This window comes from Pseudomonas lactucae, from assembly GCF_036688725.1.
In the GTDB taxonomy this organism is placed as follows: domain Bacteria; phylum Pseudomonadota; class Gammaproteobacteria; order Pseudomonadales; family Pseudomonadaceae; genus Aquipseudomonas; species Aquipseudomonas lactucae.
This window is the reverse complement of record NZ_JAQQPT010000036.1, coordinates 29,144-45,634: the sequence shown is the minus strand read 5'-3', so window position 1 is coordinate 45,634 and position 16,491 is coordinate 29,144. Positions and strand designations below refer to the sequence as shown.

Below are 16,491 nucleotides of genomic sequence, written 5' to 3'. Positions count from 1 at the left end.
GCACCGCCCCTCCCACATTTTGAATGTGTTCACCGTTCAAAACGTAGGAGGGGCGGTGCGACGATTCGACTTGCTCCCGATGCTTTAGTCCGCCTTGCGCGGGATCAGCACGATCTGCGCCGGGATCTTCTTCAGAATCTGCCGGTGAATCTTCAAGTCATACCCCGAATCAATGCGTTTCACCCGTTTGGTCAGCAACGTGGCCAGCCACGGGTAATCCTCGGTGCGTGGCGCCTGGATGCTCACATCGCACCGGTAATTCACCACATCGGTGGCGATCGCATCCAGTTGATGACGAAGCTCTTCGATATCGGTGAGGTTCAACGCCACGGTAGTGCTGGGCGCCGCCGGGTCAATAACTTTGGCGGCCGGCTTGGCTTCGGCGGCTTTGAGGGCTTCCTCGGCTTTATCCAGCTCGACCTTGCGTGCATGGGTGATGGCGCTGTTGACGCCGCCGGTCAGCGCCGGTGCCTTGGGCATCAAGGCGCGGGCGCGGCTCAGGGCGGTGGCGGCGGCGTTGACGTCGCCCTTTTGCAGCACGATCTGACTGCGCTGCAGGTAGGCTTCGGCCAATTGGCGCTGGTAGGACTCCAGTGTCGGGTCGTTGGGCGACTGGGCCTGCAATGTCGCCAGCTGGTCTTCGGCGGTAGCCAGCTCGCTGCTGGCCAGGTTTTGCTCCAGCTGCGCGATGGCCGCAGCACGTGGGTCCTTGGCCTCGGGGGCGGCGGGCGGTGTGCTTTGACAGGCGCCCAGCAGCAAGGAAAATGCGGCAAGGAGCAGATAACGGGAGGTGAACGGCTTCATTCCTGCGACTCTCTATTTGCGCAAAAAGCGAGCAAGTCTACACCCCTCGACGGGGCAGAACAAAACTCAGCAGAAACAGGGCGGCGGCTGCGACCACAATCGATGGCCCGGCCGGCGTGTCCTTGAACCACGACAGTGCCAGGCCGCCACACACGGCGAGCATCCCCAGCAGGCTGGCGCCGATCGCCATCTGCTCCGGTGAACGGGCGTGGCGCTGGGCGGCGGCGGCGGGAATGATCAACAGCGATGTGATCAACAATACGCCGACAATCTTCATCGCGACAGCGATCACCACGGCGATGAGCAACATCAGGGCCATGCGCAGGCCCGATACGGGCAAGCCTTCGACCTTGGCCAGCTCTTCATGCACTGTGATTGCCAGCAAGGGCCGCCACAGCACCACCAGCAGCACTAGCACTGCGGCGCTGCCGCCGAGAATCCATGCCAGATCGGTAGGGCTGATCGCCAGCAGGTCGCCGAACAGGTAGGCCATCAGGTCGATGCGCACTTCATGCATGAAGCTCAGCACCACCAGGCCCAGGGACAAGGTGCTCGGCGCCAGAATGCCGAGCAATGTGTCCGAGGCCAGCGGCTGACGCTGTTGCAAGGTCACCAGCAGCACCGCCAGCAGCAGGCAGCCCACGGTCACGGCGATGGTCGGGCTCACGTCCAGCAAAAAGCCCATGGCCACGCCCAGTAGCGCGGCGTGGGACAAGGTGTCGCCAAAATAGGCCATGCGTCGCCAGACGACGAACGAGCCCAATGGGCCCGCCACCAACGCCAAAGCCAAGCCGGCCAGCAGGGCGTAGAGCAGAAAATCAGCCATGCTTGCAGCCATCTCCATGAGCGTGGGTGTGGGGCGTCGCGCTATCGTCCACGACTGCGCCATGCAGGTCATGGGCGTGGTCGTGACGGTGGTGGTAGATCGCCAGGCTCTGGGCGTTCTTGCCGAACAACTCGACGAACGCCGGGTCGCCGCTGACCTGTTCCGGGTGGCCGGAACAGCACACGTGGCGGTTGAGGCATACCACCTGGTCGGTGGTGCTCATCACCAGGTGCAAATCATGGGAGACCATCAGCACGCCGCAGCCATGGCGGTCGCGCAGGCGGGTGATGAGGCTGTACAGCTCGGCCTGGCCTGCGACGTCGACGCCCTGCACGGGTTCATCGAGTACCAGCAGTTCTGGCTCGCGCAACAGGGCACGGGCCAGCAGCACGCGCTGCATTTCACCGCCGGAGATGCTTTGCACCGGGCTATCGATCACCTGCTCGGCGCCGACTTCCTTGAGCGCGGCCTGCGCAAGGGCGCGATCCACACCTGGCACTAGCCGCAGGAAGCGCAGCACAGACAGCGGCAGGGTCGGGTCGACGTGCAGTTTCTGCGGCATATAGCCGACGCGCAACCTGGGTTTGCGCCACACGCTGCCGCTGTCGGGCTTGAGCAGGCCGAGCACGGCACGCACCAGGGTGGTTTTGCCGGCTCCATTGGGGCCGATCAGCGTGACGATCTGCCCCGGTTCCACGCTCAGCGCAATGTTATCCAGCACGTTTTGCCCTGCGAACGTGACGCCAACCTGCTCCAGGCGGATTAACGCGTTGCTCATCAAGCCCCCTGGCATCCGGAGCACAGGCCGACCACTTCGACGGTCTGCCCTTCGACCTTGAAGCCCACATCGGCAGAACTCTTGATAATGGCGTCGCTGATGCTTTTTTGTTCAAGTTCGATGGCGGCGTGGCACTCGCGGCAGATCAGGAACTGGCCCTGATGCGCATGTTCCGGGTGGTTGCAGCCGACAAAGGCGTTGAGTGAGGCGATGCGATGCACCAAGCCGTTTTCCAGCAGGAAGTCCAGCGCGCGGTACACGGTGGGCGGCGCGGCGCGGCGGCCGTCCTGCTCGCTGAGCACACCCAGGATGTCGTAGGCGCCAAGCGGCTTGTGGCTCTGCCACACCAGTTCCAGCACGCGGCGGCGCAAGGCGGTCAGGCGCAAACCCTTCTGTGTGCACAGGGTGTCGGCTTCCGACAGCGCAGTGTGCACGCAGTGAGAGTGGTCGTGGGGACGGCTGGCAAGCGGTGTTATAGGCATGAGCGGCGACAGATATTTGATAGAGACGTTATTATGTTACCCGTTCCTACGCCATTGAGTGGTCATCGTGTCCCGACTTTTTCCCGTTTTTGTCGTATTTGTCACCAGTTTGTTCGTCGCAGGCCTGGCTCAGGCCGAGGTCAAGGTGTTGACCAGCATCAAGCCTTTGCAGTTGATTGCCGCTGCGGTGCAGGACGGTGTGGCGGTGCCGGAGGTGTTATTGCCGCCGGGTGCGTCGCCGCATAACTTCGCGCTGCGTCCATCCGACGTACGGCGCGTGCAGTCGGTGGAACTGCTGTATTGGATCGGGCCGGATATGGAGACCTTCCTGCCGCGCGTACTGGCAGGTCGTACGGCGCCGACGGTTGCGGTGCAGGACCTGCCGGGCATGAAATTGCGTCGTTTCGGCGAAGATAGCCATTCCCACGCCGATGATGCCGACGAACACGACCATGATCACCGTCCAGGCAGCGTTGATGCCCATTTGTGGCTGTCCACGGTGAATGCGCGGGTGATCGCGGCGCGCATGGCGGCGGACCTCAGTCAGGCTGATCCGGCGAACGCCGAGCGTTATCAGAGCAATGCGAAGGCCTTTGCAGGGCGCCTGGATGCGTTGGATGCGCGGCTGAAAAAGCGTCTGGCCTCCGTCGATGGCAAACCTTACTTTGTGTTCCACGAAGCCTTTGATTACTTCGAAGACGCTTACGGCTTGAAGCATGCCGGCGTATTCAGTGTCGCTGCCGAAGTGCAGCCGGGCGCGCAGCACGTAGCTGCGATGCGCGCGCGTTTGCAGGAAGTGGGCAAGACTTGCGTGTTCAGTGAGCCGCCGCTGCGCCCGCGTCTGGCCGAGACGCTAGTGGCGGGATTGCCGGTGAAATTGGCGGAGTTGGATGCGTTGGGCGGTTATACACCGGCCACTGCTCAAGGCTATGAGCAGGTGCTGGATAAACTGGGGAACGACTTGGCCGGGTGCCTGGAGTCGTTGTAAGGTTTAACGAAGATCAGAGCGCGAAAGGCAGCTGGATCGTAACCTGCTGGCGTTGAGCCAGGCGGTGCTCGAACTCCGCCGGGTCGTGAATCAACACATCCTGTCCGGCAAACGATTCAGCGGCGATCAGGCGTGACAGCCAGAATCGCACGCATGCCACGCGCAGCATGGTCGGCCACAGTTCCGCTTCCTTCGCTGTAAATGGCCGCAGCCCGGCATACGCCCCCAGCAAGGCACGGGCGCGCTGCCCGTCGATCATGCCATCGGCGTCCGAGCACCAGTCATTCAGGGCGATGGCCACGTCGTACAGCATCGGCCCGGAGCAGGCGTTGTAGAAGTCGATCAAGCCCGTCAGGTGCGTGCCTTCGAACATGGCGTTGTCGCGGAACAGGTCGGCATGCACATTGGCGCGCGGCAGGGCGAGAATTTCGGCCTTGTGAGCTTCAATTTCAGTCAATGCAGCGTGCAGCAGGCTTTGTTGTGCCTCGCTCAAGTGCGAAATCAGCTGCACACCTTCGCTGAGCATCCAGTCCAGGCCGCGATCAGTCTTGCGTTCCAGTACTTTATTGCCTTGCGTCGCCAAGTGCAGATGGCCCAGCAGGTCGCCCACCTGGGTGCAATGTTGCGCATTGGCCTCCTTGATGTGCTTGCCAGCCAGGCGTGGTTGCAGCAGTGCCGGTTTGCCGGCCAGCTCGCGCAAGGCCACACCATCGGTGGTGCGCAGGGCGTAGGGCACCGGCAGGTCGGCGGCGTGGAGCACGTCGAGCAGTTCGATGAAAAATGGCATTTCCGCCACCGGGCCGCGTTCAACCAGGGTCAGGACGTACTCGCCCTGTTCCAGGCTGATAAAGAAATTGGTGTTTTCGCTACCAGCGGCAATCCCCTGGAAATCAAGCAGGCGGCCTAGCCCGTATGGGGCGAGAAAGGTTTCCAGCTCGGGCCGAGCCAGGGGGGTGAACACAGACATGGTTAAAACTGCCAGTACGGGCACCGTGCTGCACGGCGCCAATTGAAGTTAAGAAATCATTTCCATTCGAAGATCTTCCATGACGGGATCAGCATATCCGGCTGGTCAGAGCGGATGAAGTTCGCGTCGGTTCCGTCCGCGCGCACCAGGAAGTACGGTGGAGCCCCCTTCGGGATGACCTTGATGGCGTACAGGAAGCCGTTTTGGCGGTATTCCTGGATGGTCTTGTCGCCTTCCGTGCGAATGGTTACTTCCGGATCGCCCGAAGGGGCATCGTCTGCCGCCATGGCAGCCATCGGAGCGAGTGCAATCAAGCCAGTCAACAGCAGGCGATTGAATGTACGCATGATAACCTTGTCCCTTTGTTTTCATTGGTCCGGCTATTCTAGCGCCAGACCCGCCGAAAAGGTTGATCCTGCTCATGAGCCAAGCGCCCCTCGTCCTGGTGGACGGTTCTTCTTACCTGTACCGCGCCTTCCACGCGTTGCCACCGTTGACCACTTCCAAAGGCCTGCCGACCGGTGCGGTCAAGGGCGTGTTGAACATGCTCAAGAGCCTGCGCAAGCAGTACCCGGACAGTCCTTTCGCGGTGGTGTTCGACGCCAAGGGTGGGACCTTTCGCGACGACATGTACGCCGAATACAAGGCCAACCGCCCGAGCATGCCTGATGACATGCGCCTGCAGATCGAACCCCTGCACCAGAGCGTAATCGCCCTGGGCTTTCCGTTGCTGTGCGTCGAAGGCGTCGAGGCCGATGACGTGATCGGCACCCTGGCCCGCAGCAGCGCGGCCGCCGACCGTCCGGTGGTGATTTCCACCGGCGACAAGGACATGGCGCAACTGGTCGACGGGCACATTACCTTGGTCAACACCATGACCGGTAGCGCCATGGACGTGGACGGCGTAAAGGAGAAATTTGGCGTCGCTCCGGAGCAGATCATCGACTATCTGGCGCTGATGGGCGATTCGTCCGACAACATTCCAGGTGTTCCGGGCATTGGGCCGAAGACGGCTTCCGGCTTGCTGGTGGGGGTGAATGGCGGACTCAAAGAGCTTTATGAGCAGCTCGATATCGTGCCGACCCTGCCGATCCGCGGCGCCAAGACGCTGCCGGCCAAGCTGGAGGAGCACAAGCAGATGGCCTTCCTGTCGTACCAGTTGGCGACGATCAAGATCGACGTGCCGCTGGACGTGGGCCTGGATGACCTGCACCTGATCGAGCCTGATCGTGAAAAGCTGCTTGAGTTGTACACCCTGCTCGAGTTCAAGAGCTGGTACGACGAGATCCAGCGCGATACCAAGCGGGTTGAGCTCAAGACGGCAAACGAGGTCGCGCCTGTCGTCGACGTGTCGGTCGAGGCGGTGATATCCGTACCGGTGGAGGCGATCTATACCACCATCCTCGACCAGGCCACCTTCGACCTTTGGCTGAAGAAACTCAACGACGCGAAGCTGTTTGCCTTCGACACCGAAACCACCGGCATCGACGCCCATCAGGCGCAATTGGTCGGGGTTTCCTTTGCCGTCCAGCCCCATGAGGCGGCCTACATCCCGCTGACCCATGCCTACATCGGCGTGCCGGACCAGTTGGATCGTGACACGGTGCTGCGGGCGTTGAAGCCATTGCTTGAAGACCCGACCAAACTCAAGATCGGCCAGCACGCCAAGTTCGACATGAACATCCTGGCCAACTGCGCCATCGATGGCGACCCCGCGCAGGGCATCACTGTGCAAGGCATCGCGTTCGATACCATGCTCGAATCCTATGTGCTCAATGCCACCGCAACCCGTCACGACATGGACAGCCTGGCCAAGAAGTACCTGGACTACGACACGGTCAGTTTCCAGGACATTGCCGGTAAGGGCGCCAAGCAGCTTACGTTTGACCAGATCGCGCTTGAACAGGCCGGCCCGTATGCGGCCGAAGATGCCGATGTGACCTTGCGTTTGCACCAGGAGCTGCATGCGCAACTGGCTGCTATTCCGAGCCTGGCCAGTGTGCTGACGGATATTGAGATGCCATTGGTGCCGGTGCTGGCGCGCATCGAGCGTCAGGGGGCGTTGGTGGATGCGCAGTTGCTGGGTGTCCAGAGCATCGAGCTGGGCAACAAAATGGTGGAATTGGAGCGTCAAGCCTTCGAAATCGCCGGTGAAGCATTCAACCTGGGATCCCCCAAGCAATTGGGGGCGATTCTCTACGAGAAGCTGGGGATGCCGGTGCTGAAGAAGACCGGTAAAGGGCAGGCGTCCACCGCTGAAGACGTGCTGGCCAAGCTGGCCGAAGATGACTATCCGCTGCCCAAGGTGCTGATGCAGTACCGCAGCATGAGCAAGCTCAAAAGCACCTACACCGACCGCCTGCCGGAACAGATCAACCCCCGTACCGGGCGTATCCACACGTCTTACCACCAGGCGGTGGCGGCCACCGGTCGTCTGTCTTCGAGCGATCCGAACCTGCAGAATATCCCGGTGCGCACAGCTGAAGGGCGGCGCATTCGCCAGGCGTTTGTTGCGCCCAAAGGCTACAAGCTGCTGGCGGCGGACTATTCGCAGATCGAGTTGCGCATCATGGCGCACCTGTCCAAGGACGAAGGGTTGATGAACGCCTTCCGCCATAACCTGGATGTGCACACGGCTACGGCTGCCGAGGTATTCAAGGTTGAGTTGGGCGAGGTCACGTCCGATCAGCGTCGCAGCGCCAAGGCGATCAACTTCGGCCTGATCTACGGCATGGGCGCGCAAAAGCTGGGCAAGGACATTGGGGTCGATACCAAGACCGCCAAGGCGTATATCGATGTGTACTTCGCCCGCTACCCCGGGGTTCGTGAATACATGGAGCGTACCCGCGCGCAGGCTTCCGATCAGGGTTATGTGGAGACGTTCTTCGGCCGTCGGCTGTACTTGCCGGACATCCACTCCAACAAGCCTCAAGAGCGCGCGGCGGCGGAACGTACCGCGATCAACGCGCCGATGCAGGGCACGGCGGCCGACATCATCAAGAAAGCCATGGTACGGGTGGATAACTGGCTGACTGACTCGGGCCTGGACGCCAAGGTGATCCTGCAGGTGCACGACGAATTGGTGCTCGAAGTGCGTGAAGACCTGGTTGCCGAAGTCAGCGAGAAAGTCCGTGAACACATGAGCGCTGCAGCGCAGTTGGACGTGCCGCTGCTGGTGGAAGTGGGCGTGGGCGATAACTGGGACGAAGCGCACTGATTTCGGGGGTGGGGCCACCACCGGGCGTGGTGGCAGAGCGCTTTATGTCGGAAACTTCCGTCAGTTATTTCCAATAGTTTTTCGACGCTGCCGGAACTTAACCCGTGAACCGCCACTCAGAGTTACTGAATGGGTGGTGAAGCCCTTCAATGCTCCTATGTTGTGTTAAGTGTTGGCAGATATCTGGACCCCGCCCTAGCGGTCCGGAACTTGAACCCCGAACTTCCCCTCCCCATACGAAGTCCGGGGTTTTTTTTGCCTGCAGAAAAGTTATTCCGCGATTTCCGCGCCCTTGTCCGCCAATTCCATCCAGCCGGCCAGCACGGTGTAAGCGTCTTCCAGGCCCATGCGCTTGGGCGCCGAGAACAACTGGATAGTGATCGCGTCACCCCAGCCTTTGCGGATTTCGGACTGCACTTTGAGCAGGGTGTTCTTGGCCGCGCCGTAGGTCAGCTTGTCGGCCTTGGTCAGCAGGATATGCATCGGCATGCCGCTGGCGACCGCCCAATCGAGCATCAACAGGTCGAAGTCGGTCATTGGATGACGGATGTCCATCATCAGAATCAAACCCTTCAAACTCTCCCGGCCACCCAGGTAAGCCTCCAGGTGACGCTGCCAGTGCAGCTTCAGCGGGATAGGTACTTTTGCATATCCGTAGCCTGGCAGGTCGACCAGACGCCGATCATCGTCTAGCTTGAAGAAATTGAGCAGTTGCGTGCGGCCCGGGGTTTTCGAGGTGCGCGCCAGGCTCGCATGGGTCAGGGTGTTCAGCGCGCTGGACTTGCCGGCGTTGGAACGGCCGGCAAAGGCGACTTCAAAGCCTTCGTCATCGGGGCATTGGTCCACTTTGGCGGCGCTGAGCATGAAGGTGGACTGTTGGCACAGGCCGAGGATGGGATTCTTGAGTTGCATGAGATTTCCGATGTGGGCGGTGCCGAGAAAGGGTGCGGCAAGCGGTGTCGTTTCCGTTTCAGTAGCGCCAGTATATAATGCCGCAGATTTTGTGTGTGCTTTGTCCCAGCGAAGGATGAGGTTCACGAGAGCGATAGACCTTTATTGCGCATTAGAACGCAAAACGCTCTCAAACCCTGAAAAGGTCGATGTATGACCTGATGGTTGTGCGCTTTTGGTGTCCTGATCCCGCTTTTTAGCGCTCAGGCTACACAGGATCCAGGAGTGCTGTACAACCGAGTTTGCTTAGGTCGCGCTGATGCTGCGCGCGCCGCAGGGTTTCAAGGCAATGCCGCCGCGTGGTTTGTGCATGGACTGCAGTACTGAGGATTACCAGGCCATCATTGGGTTGATGGTGAGTAAACCCGGTAGATAACTCTTAAACCCTTAGCCGTAGTTGGATTAGCTGATGAACAAACTGATCGTGAGTCTGCTGTTGACCTTGGGCATCACCGGTGTTGCCCATGCTGCAGGCGACGCTACAGCGGGCCAGGCGAAAGCCGCCGTGTGTGGTGCTTGCCACGGACCGGATGGCAACAGCCCGGCGCCGAACTTTCCCAAGCTGGCCGGCCAGGGTGAGCGTTACCTGACCAAGCAGATGCAGGATATCAAGAGCGGCAAGCGCACGGTGCTGGAAATGACCGGCCTGCTGACCAACCTCAGCGATCAGGACCTGGCGGATATCGCGGCGTATTTTGCCAGCCAGAAAGGCAGCGTGGGAGCTGCCGATCCCAAGCTTGTTGCTCGTGGAGAGAAGCTGTTCCGTGGCGGTGATCTGGACAAGGGCCTTCCCGCCTGTACCGGTTGCCACTCGCCCAATGGCGCGGGCAATGCGGCAGCAGGCTTCCCGCACCTGGGTGGCCAGCACGCTGCATACATCGCCAAACAGCTGACCGAGTTCCGCAAGGAAGAAGCCGGCCGCGCCAACGATGGGGATGCGATGACCATGCGCACCATCGCGCGCAAGCTGAGCGACGAAGACATCGCAGCGGTCTCCAGTTACATCCAGGGTCTGCACTAAGCGCGTGCTACGTTAACGCTCGATTAATCCCGCGATGCAAGCATAAAAAGGGTGGCCTTGGCCGCCCTTTTTTGTGGCCGGTGCCGTTACACTAACGAACTCATGTCCGCGTAGACCTGTCACACCTAAAGGTCGCGTGAGGCGACCTTATTTGTCCAGGAGTAAAGCATGCGTAATCTGATCCTCAGCGCCGCTCTCGTCACTGCCAGCCTTTTCGGCATGACCGCACAAGCTGCCGACGTGCCGCTTGAAGCCGGTAAAACCTACGTTGAATTGGCCAACCCAGTGCCAGTCTCGGTGCCGGGAAAGATCGAAGTGGTGGAGCTGTTCTGGTACGGCTGCCCGCATTGCTACGCGTTTGAACCGACCATCAACCCATGGGTTGAAAAACTGCCGAAAGACGTGAACTTCAAGCGCATCCCCGCGATGTTCGGCGGCCCATGGGATGCCCACGGCCAACTGTTCCTGACCCTGGAAGCCATGGGGGTGGAGCACAAGGTCCACAACGCCGTATTTGACGCAATCCAGAAACAAGGCAAACGCCTGACCAAACCGGACGAAATGGCTGACTTTGTTGCCACTCAAGGTGTCGACAAGGACAAGTTCATGGCCACCTTCAACTCCTTCGCTATCCAGGGCCAGATCAAGCAGGCCAAGGAGCTGGCGCAGAAGTACGGCGTGCAAGGCGTACCGACCATGATCGTCAACGGCAAGTACCGTTTCGACCTGGGCACCACCGGTGGTCCTGAGCAGACCCTCAATGTGGCTGACCAACTGATCGCCAAAGAACGCGCAGCCAAGTAAGGGGCTCGTTATGCGCCGCTGGGGCACCGAACGTGGGGTTGGCCTGCATGAACCGCGGGTCAATGAGCATCACTTGGAATCCACGGGCCTGCCGGCGGACAGTCGCCTGCGCCTGCTCAGCTTCAATATCCAGGTGGGCAACAGTACCGAGAAGTATCGGCACTACCTCACCCGTGGCTGGCAGCACGTGCTGCCCCACAAGGGGCGTACCAGCAACCTGCAGAAGATTGGCGACCTGTTGAATGACTTCGACCTGGTCGCCCTGCAGGAGGCCGATGGCGGCAGCATGCGTTCCGGCTATATCAACCAGGTTGAACACCTGGCCCAGTTGGGTGCCTTTCCCTACTGGTACCAACAGCTCAATCGCAACCTCGGTCGCCTGGCGCAGCACAGCAATGGTGTGCTCAGTCGCCTGAAGCCGACGGCCATCGAAGATCATCCGTTGCCGGGCCCCAAGGGGCGCGGGGCAATTCTCGTGCGTTTTGGCGAGGGCCCGGAAGCCTTGGTGGTGGTGATGATGCACCTGGCACTCGGGGGACGTACACGCAACCTGCAACTGGCGTACGTGCGTGAGCTGATTGGCAACTACAAGCATCAGGTGCTGATGGGGGACATGAACACCCACGCCACCGATCTGCTGCAGAACTCACCGTTGCGTGACCTTGGGTTACTGGCACCGCAAGTCGAAGCCACGTTTCCCAGCTGGCGCCCGCAACGCTGTCTGGACCATATCCTGCTCAGCCCCACCCTTACTCTCGAAAGTGTGCAGGTACTTGCGCATCCCATCTCCGATCACCTGCCGGTCGCGGTGGAGATTCGTCTGCCGGGTTCGCTTACGGTTGATGCATTGCCCGCGTTGAACCCAGGCACCAGCGGACCCCTTGCATGAGCGACGACGCCCAGCGCTGGAAAGAAAAATACCTGTTAAGTATCGAGCAACAAGAAAAGCTCGAACGCCGCTGGGCCGCTCGCCTCGACCTGCTGCGTCGCGGGTTGGTGCGCAGCACGCTGGCTGCTGAAGGCACAGACCGCGCGGTTGACCAGTGCATGAAGGAAATGCGCGACATCGTCCGCACCGACGACATGGACGCTGCGCTGGCTGCCCTGCTGCCGCGCCTGGAAAAAGCCGTGCTGGATTCGGAGCAGCGCCGCGAAACCAGGATCGACCAGATCAGCACCGCCCTGACCTCACTGGTCACGCAACTGCAAAAACTGCCGCTGCCCCGTGAGGTGGCGCGCCCGCTGAAGACCTTTGCCAAGCAGTTGGACGGTCGCGTCAGTCAGGCGCGCGAAATCCCCCTGTTACTCAGCGAGTTGAGCGGCCTGCAAGGGCAAGCGCTGAATAACCTGGAGCCCGACGCTGAAACCGCACGCACCGGGCCGGGCTTGTTACAACGCTTGTTTGGTACAAAAGACGTCACCCATGAGCCGGCAAGCGATCCGGCGTCCGGTCCGGCATCGCAACCCGTTGCACCCAAGCCTGCCGCTGTGCCGCCGGAACCCGAGCAATCCGAAGAGCTTACCCAAGCCTTGCGGGCCTTCGGACCCCAGGCCGAAGCATCGGTTGCCCCACAGCCTGAACCCACGGCGCCCGTCAAGATTGCCGAGGTCGCCAGCGAAACGTTTGTGTACGAGCCGCCTGTGCAGACGGCCGTAGCCGTGGAGCCTGCGAAAGAAGCAGTAGTCGTTGTCGGGGTCAAGGCGCCCGAGCCGCAGATCGAAGAGCCCACCCCTGAAAGCGCCCTCGCCGCCTTTATCGAAACAGCCGAGGTTTCGGTCGAAACGCCGGATGAAACGGTAATCGGCAGCCTTTCGCTGCCCCCTGTGCTGGAAACCGAGGAGCGCGACCCCGATGAGTTGCAATCGGACGGTACCTATTCCCTGCCGGATTCTCCGGAGCCGTCCTACAGCTCAGTAGCCAAACATATCGAAGACACTTTGATGGGGCTGTTGGAAGAGCTGGCCCTGCCCGAGCGTCATCGACCCCAGGCCGAAGCCATGCGCGAGCGCCTGGCCCATGGCTTGAACTGGTACGAGCTGCTACCGATTCTCGACGACTTGGCGGTGTTGATGCTGGCGGTCACCGACAGCGGCCAGCACGAATTCGAGGCGTACCTCAAACAGCTCAACGAGCGTCTTGAAGCATTCCAGGGCCACTTGCAGGTGGCCAGTGAGGGGCATGCCGACAGCCGTTCCGCTGCGCGGGAACTGGACACGCAGATTCGTGAACAAGTCGATGGCCTGCAAAACAGCGTGCAGGAAGCGGCCGATCTGGACGGTCTCAAGCAGGTACTGGAAAGCCACCTTGAGGGCTTGCTCGGCACCATGGATGAGCACCAGCAGCAACGTGACCAGCGCGAGCAGGAGGTGGCGGCTCGTCTCAAAGGCCTGGCCGAACGGGTAGCCAATATGGAACAGGAAGCTCAGGGTTATCGCGAGCACCTGGAAGTACAGCGCCAAAAAGCCTTGATCGACCCGCTTACCGGTTTGCCCAACCGTGCCGCCTGGAGCGAGCGCCTCGACCAAGAGGTCAATGCCTGGCATCAGCGCGGTAACAGCCTGTCGCTGGCGATGCTCGACCTGGATCATTTCAAGCGTATCAACGACGGTTACGGTCATCTGGCCGGAGACAAGGTGCTGAAGATCATCGCCAACGTACTGAGCAAGCGCCTGCGCCCGACTGACTTTATCGCGCGCTTTGGCGGTGAAGAGTTTGTGTTGTTGATGCCTGACTCACCCTTGGCGGATGCGCTGGCGGTGGGTGAGGTATTGCGCAACGCGATAGAGGCTTGCCCGTTCCACTTCAAAGGTGAGCCGGTGACGATCACGGTATCGATGGGCGTGGCACAGCTTCAGTCGGGTGAGCGCAGTGAGCTGGCGCTCAAGCGAGCGGACGAGGCGTTGTATCGAGCCAAGGCGGCCGGGCGTAACCAGGTTCAGGCGGCGTAAAAGATGTTCCATTTTGTAATTTGACCGCCGGGCCACAAACGGTACGTTACACTGTTGCATTATCGTCTTCAGCGTAACGTCTCCCGCCATGAAATCCTTGTATTTTGCATGTGTATGTTTCCTGCTCGCCGGCTGCGCCAGTGGCCCGCGCCTGGACACCAGCCATCCCTCGGTGAACCACGACAATCGCGTGCAATTCGTGGTCGTCCACTACACCTCCACCAACCTTGAACGCTCCCTGGCCCTGCTGACGCACGGCCAAGTCAGTGCCCATTACCTGATCGGCGATGATGCTGGCGCGACCATCTATAAGCTGGTGGATGAAAGCCAGCGAGCCTGGCATGCCGGAGAGAGCGAGTGGATGGGGCGTACCTGGCTCAACTCCAGCTCTATCGGTATAGAGATCGTAAATCCTGGCTACCGCGATACGCCGACCGGCCGGGTCTGGTACCCCTACTCCGAGGCGCAGGTGAAAGCATTGGTGGTGTTGCTCAAGGACATCAGCAAGCGCAATGGCATCGACCCCCGGAACATCATCGGCCATAGCGATATCGCCCCGCTGCGCAAGCTGGACCCGGGTCCGTTGTTCCCCTGGAAGCGCCTGGCGGATGAAGGACTCGGCGTGTGGCCGAATGCCCAGACGGTCACACGTCTCCAGGCGCAATATGCCGCCGAGCCGCCTAGTGCCAGTTGGTTTCAGGAAGAGTTGGCCCACCTGGGCTACCCGACACCCCAGACCGGCGAGCTGGATGTTGCCACGCGCCATGTGATCGCCGCGTTCCAGATGCGCTTCCGGCCAACGTTGTTCGATGGTGCGCCGGATGCTGAAACGGCTGCGATCCTGCGTGCACTGAACTGTGGCGAGCAAACCTGCTTGCGCCAGGGGACAGAGGCCCCCCAAAAGCCGAGTTCCTACAACGGCAATGCCATGTAGAACTGGGTGCCTTGCCCCGGCCGCGAATACACACCCATGCGGCCGCCGTGCAACTGTACGATCTCCTTGCACAGGGCCAGCCCCAGGCCGGCGCCGCCTTTTTTGCGACCGACCTGGACGAATGGTTCAAAGATGCGACCTTGCTGACCATAGGCGATACCTTCGCCGTTGTCCTCGACGCTGATAATCACACGCTCGCCATGACGGCGCGCCTGCAGCCGGATCTGCCCACCGTCTGCGGTGTGGCGCAAGGCATTGCCCAGCAAATTGTCGAGCACTCGCTCCAACTGCGCCTGGTCGGCGTACAGTCGGGGCAGATCGTCCTGGGCTTCCACCAACAGTTCGATGTTCTGCGCTTTGGCCGGCTCCACAAAGCGTGCCTGTGCATGTTCGAGCAGGTCGGGGACATCGCACGGGCCCAGGGTCAGTTTCTGTAGGCCGCTCTGGTAGCGCGAGAAGTTGAGCAAGTCGTTGATCAACTGCATCAGGCGCTGCATTTCTTCGTTGACCGTGTCCAGCAGGTCCGCCTCGCGAGACTCGGCAGGAAACTTCGCCCGTTCACGGAACAGTCCGAAGGCCATATGCATGCCGGTTACCGGTGTGCGCAGCTCATGGGAGGCGCGCAGTACAAACTCGCTGCGTACCCGCTCGAACGCTCGCTGTTCGGTCACGTCATGCAGCACCATCACCGCGCCCAGAATATGCCCTTGGGTATGGCTCACCGGTGTCAGGCTGTATGTCAGCAACCGCAGTTCGCCCTCGACCTCCACTTCCAGATCGTCCGGTGCGCGCTCCAGGTTGCCGCCGCGCAGCACCAGCTGCAGTTGCTCATCCAGTTCCGGGCGTACGAGGGCTTCGCCCAGGCCCTGGCCGAGACGTTCCTCGTCCCAGCCCAACTGGCGTTGTGCAACCGGGTTGAGGTGCTCCAGGCGGCCCTGGCGATCAATCATCAACAACCCGTCGTCGATGCTGTCGAGTACCGCCTGCAGGCGCTGCTGACCGGCCAGCAGCTCGTCGATATTGGTTGCCTGATGCTGGCGCAAGGCTTCGGCCATGATGCCGAAACGACGGGTCAACTGGTTCATTTCCGCCGCCGACGAGATCGGCAGCGTCACCTCGAAATCGCCCTGCCCGATCCTGTCCGCCGCCTTGGCCAAGGCTTCGATGGGGCCGCCGAAGCGCCGGGCGATGCCATGGGCGGTGACGAAGCCAATGATGAGCACCGCCAGGCCCACCAACCCCATCAGCCCGGCGATCAATAAGGCTCGGTCGTGGGACTTGCGCTCACTGAGGTTGATGGTTTCCAGTGCGCGCTTGTGTTCGTCGATCAAGCCGTTGCGCAGTACGTTGAATGATTCGGTGAGTCTGTCGTTATTGCTGCTGACCAGTGAAGCGGGCTGTGATTCGTCATAGGCTTTGAGAAAGTTCAGGTAGTCGATTCGAGCCCGTGCGAAGCCACTGGATCTGCCGTCCTGCTGCTCATGGGCTATGCCCTGATTGAGCAAGTCGAAATACTGCTGTTTGGATTCCTCGAATGCGTGAGCGTTGGGGCGCTCTTCAAGCATCAGAATCAATTGGTCACCCAGGCTTTGGCGCAGCTTCAGGCCCAGTTCGAGGGTGACGAAATTGCTGCGAATCAGCGATTCCTGGGTCTTGGCCATCTGCATGACGCTGACCAGGCCCAGGATCAATCCCAGCAGAGCGACGGTGATCAGCGCAGAGATGCTCAGGAACAACCGAGTGCGCAGTGTCATCGCTAACTTCATAAGG

15 protein-coding genes and 1 pseudogene are annotated in these 16,491 nt (G+C 60.8%); 8 read left to right on the top strand and 8 right to left on the bottom strand.

Annotation, left to right across the window (positions count from 1 at the left end; translation table 11 throughout):
- Nucleotides 1-84: 84 nt before the first annotated feature.
- Genes V6M90_RS29570 through V6M90_RS29555 form a run of 4 tightly spaced genes read right to left on the bottom strand, consistent with a single transcriptional unit; the run spans nucleotide 85 to nucleotide 2,890 of the window.
- Complete coding sequence (locus V6M90_RS29570) at nucleotides 85-804, bottom strand: PA5502 family lipoprotein (RefSeq protein ID WP_332847628.1); 720 nt, start codon at nucleotides 802-804, stop codon at nucleotides 85-87.
- A gap of 37 nt (nucleotides 805-841) precedes the next feature.
- On the bottom strand, nucleotides 842-1,630 hold the full coding sequence (gene znuB / locus V6M90_RS29565) for a zinc ABC transporter permease subunit ZnuB (RefSeq protein ID WP_003170780.1): 789 nt from the start codon (nucleotides 1,628-1,630) through the stop codon (nucleotides 842-844).
- The gene (znuC, locus tag V6M90_RS29560; RefSeq protein ID WP_332847627.1) at nucleotides 1,623-2,408 is read right to left on the bottom strand and encodes a zinc ABC transporter ATP-binding protein ZnuC; all 786 of its coding nucleotides are present in this window, start codon (nucleotides 2,406-2,408) and stop codon (nucleotides 1,623-1,625) included. Before znuC ends, znuB begins: the two co-directional genes overlap by 8 nt.
- The gene (locus tag V6M90_RS29555; RefSeq protein ID WP_003170783.1) at nucleotides 2,408-2,890 is read right to left on the bottom strand and encodes a Fur family transcriptional regulator; all 483 of its coding nucleotides are present in this window, start codon (nucleotides 2,888-2,890) and stop codon (nucleotides 2,408-2,410) included. The genes znuC and V6M90_RS29555 overlap by 1 nt, the downstream gene beginning before the upstream one ends.
- 58 nt (nucleotides 2,891-2,948) lie before the next feature.
- Here V6M90_RS29555 and V6M90_RS29550 point away from each other — a divergent pair, with 58 nt between their 5' ends.
- Nucleotides 2,949-3,878, top strand: coding sequence for a zinc ABC transporter substrate-binding protein (locus tag V6M90_RS29550; RefSeq protein ID WP_003170784.1), 930 nt, complete (start codon nucleotides 2,949-2,951; stop codon nucleotides 3,876-3,878).
- 13 nt (nucleotides 3,879-3,891) lie between these two features.
- Here V6M90_RS29550 and V6M90_RS29545 read toward each other — a convergent pair whose 3' ends face one another.
- Together V6M90_RS29545 and V6M90_RS29540 are read right to left on the bottom strand one after the other, a co-directional pair.
- Nucleotides 3,892-4,845, bottom strand: coding sequence for a homoserine kinase (locus V6M90_RS29545; protein WP_003170785.1), 954 nt, complete (start codon nucleotides 4,843-4,845; stop codon nucleotides 3,892-3,894).
- Between the two features lie 56 nt (nucleotides 4,846-4,901).
- The gene (locus V6M90_RS29540; protein WP_003170786.1) at nucleotides 4,902-5,192 is read right to left on the bottom strand and encodes a DUF2782 domain-containing protein; all 291 of its coding nucleotides are present in this window, start codon (nucleotides 5,190-5,192) and stop codon (nucleotides 4,902-4,904) included.
- 74 nt (nucleotides 5,193-5,266) lie between these two features.
- On the opposite strand from V6M90_RS29540, the gene polA reads away from it, so the two are divergent.
- The gene (gene polA / locus V6M90_RS29535; RefSeq protein WP_332847626.1) at nucleotides 5,267-8,062 is read left to right on the top strand and encodes a DNA polymerase I; all 2,796 of its coding nucleotides are present in this window, start codon (nucleotides 5,267-5,269) and stop codon (nucleotides 8,060-8,062) included.
- 270 nt (nucleotides 8,063-8,332) lie between these two features.
- Here the strand turns inward: polA and yihA are convergent, their stop codons facing one another.
- Entirely contained in the window at nucleotides 8,333-8,974 is a 642-nt protein-coding gene (yihA, locus tag V6M90_RS29530) for a ribosome biogenesis GTP-binding protein YihA/YsxC (protein WP_042943980.1), read from the bottom strand.
- A 204-nt stretch (nucleotides 8,975-9,178) separates the two neighbouring features.
- On the opposite strand from yihA, the pseudogene V6M90_RS29525 reads away from it, so the two are divergent.
- The 6 genes and pseudogenes from V6M90_RS29525 (at nucleotide 9,179) to V6M90_RS29500 (ending at nucleotide 14,721) form a co-directional block, all read left to right on the top strand.
- Nucleotides 9,179-9,389, top strand: a pseudogene (locus V6M90_RS29525) (cytochrome).
- Nucleotides 9,390-9,422: 33 nt separating this feature from the next.
- On the top strand, nucleotides 9,423-10,034 hold the full coding sequence (locus tag V6M90_RS29520; protein ID WP_003170791.1) for a c-type cytochrome: 612 nt from the start codon (nucleotides 9,423-9,425) through the stop codon (nucleotides 10,032-10,034).
- A gap of 168 nt (nucleotides 10,035-10,202) precedes the next feature.
- Nucleotides 10,203-10,838, top strand: coding sequence for a thiol:disulfide interchange protein DsbA (gene dsbA / locus V6M90_RS29515; protein WP_003170792.1), 636 nt, complete (start codon nucleotides 10,203-10,205; stop codon nucleotides 10,836-10,838).
- Between the two features lie 10 nt (nucleotides 10,839-10,848).
- On the top strand, nucleotides 10,849-11,727 hold the full coding sequence (locus V6M90_RS29510) for an endonuclease/exonuclease/phosphatase family protein (protein WP_003170793.1): 879 nt from the start codon (nucleotides 10,849-10,851) through the stop codon (nucleotides 11,725-11,727).
- Entirely contained in the window at nucleotides 11,724-13,787 is a 2,064-nt protein-coding gene (locus V6M90_RS29505) for a GGDEF domain-containing protein (RefSeq protein WP_332847625.1), read from the top strand. Before V6M90_RS29510 ends, V6M90_RS29505 begins: the two co-directional genes overlap by 4 nt.
- A gap of 88 nt (nucleotides 13,788-13,875) precedes the next feature.
- Nucleotides 13,876-14,721: an N-acetylmuramoyl-L-alanine amidase gene (locus tag V6M90_RS29500; RefSeq protein WP_003170796.1), complete on the top strand. Its 846-nt coding sequence runs from the start codon at nucleotides 13,876-13,878 to the stop codon at nucleotides 14,719-14,721.
- Here V6M90_RS29500 and V6M90_RS29495 read toward each other — a convergent pair.
- The gene (locus V6M90_RS29495) at nucleotides 14,700-16,487 is read right to left on the bottom strand and encodes an ATP-binding protein (RefSeq protein WP_003170797.1); all 1,788 of its coding nucleotides are present in this window, start codon (nucleotides 16,485-16,487) and stop codon (nucleotides 14,700-14,702) included. The two genes, V6M90_RS29500 and V6M90_RS29495, sit on opposite strands and share 22 nt — an antisense overlap.
- Nucleotides 16,488-16,491 lie beyond the last annotated feature (4 nt).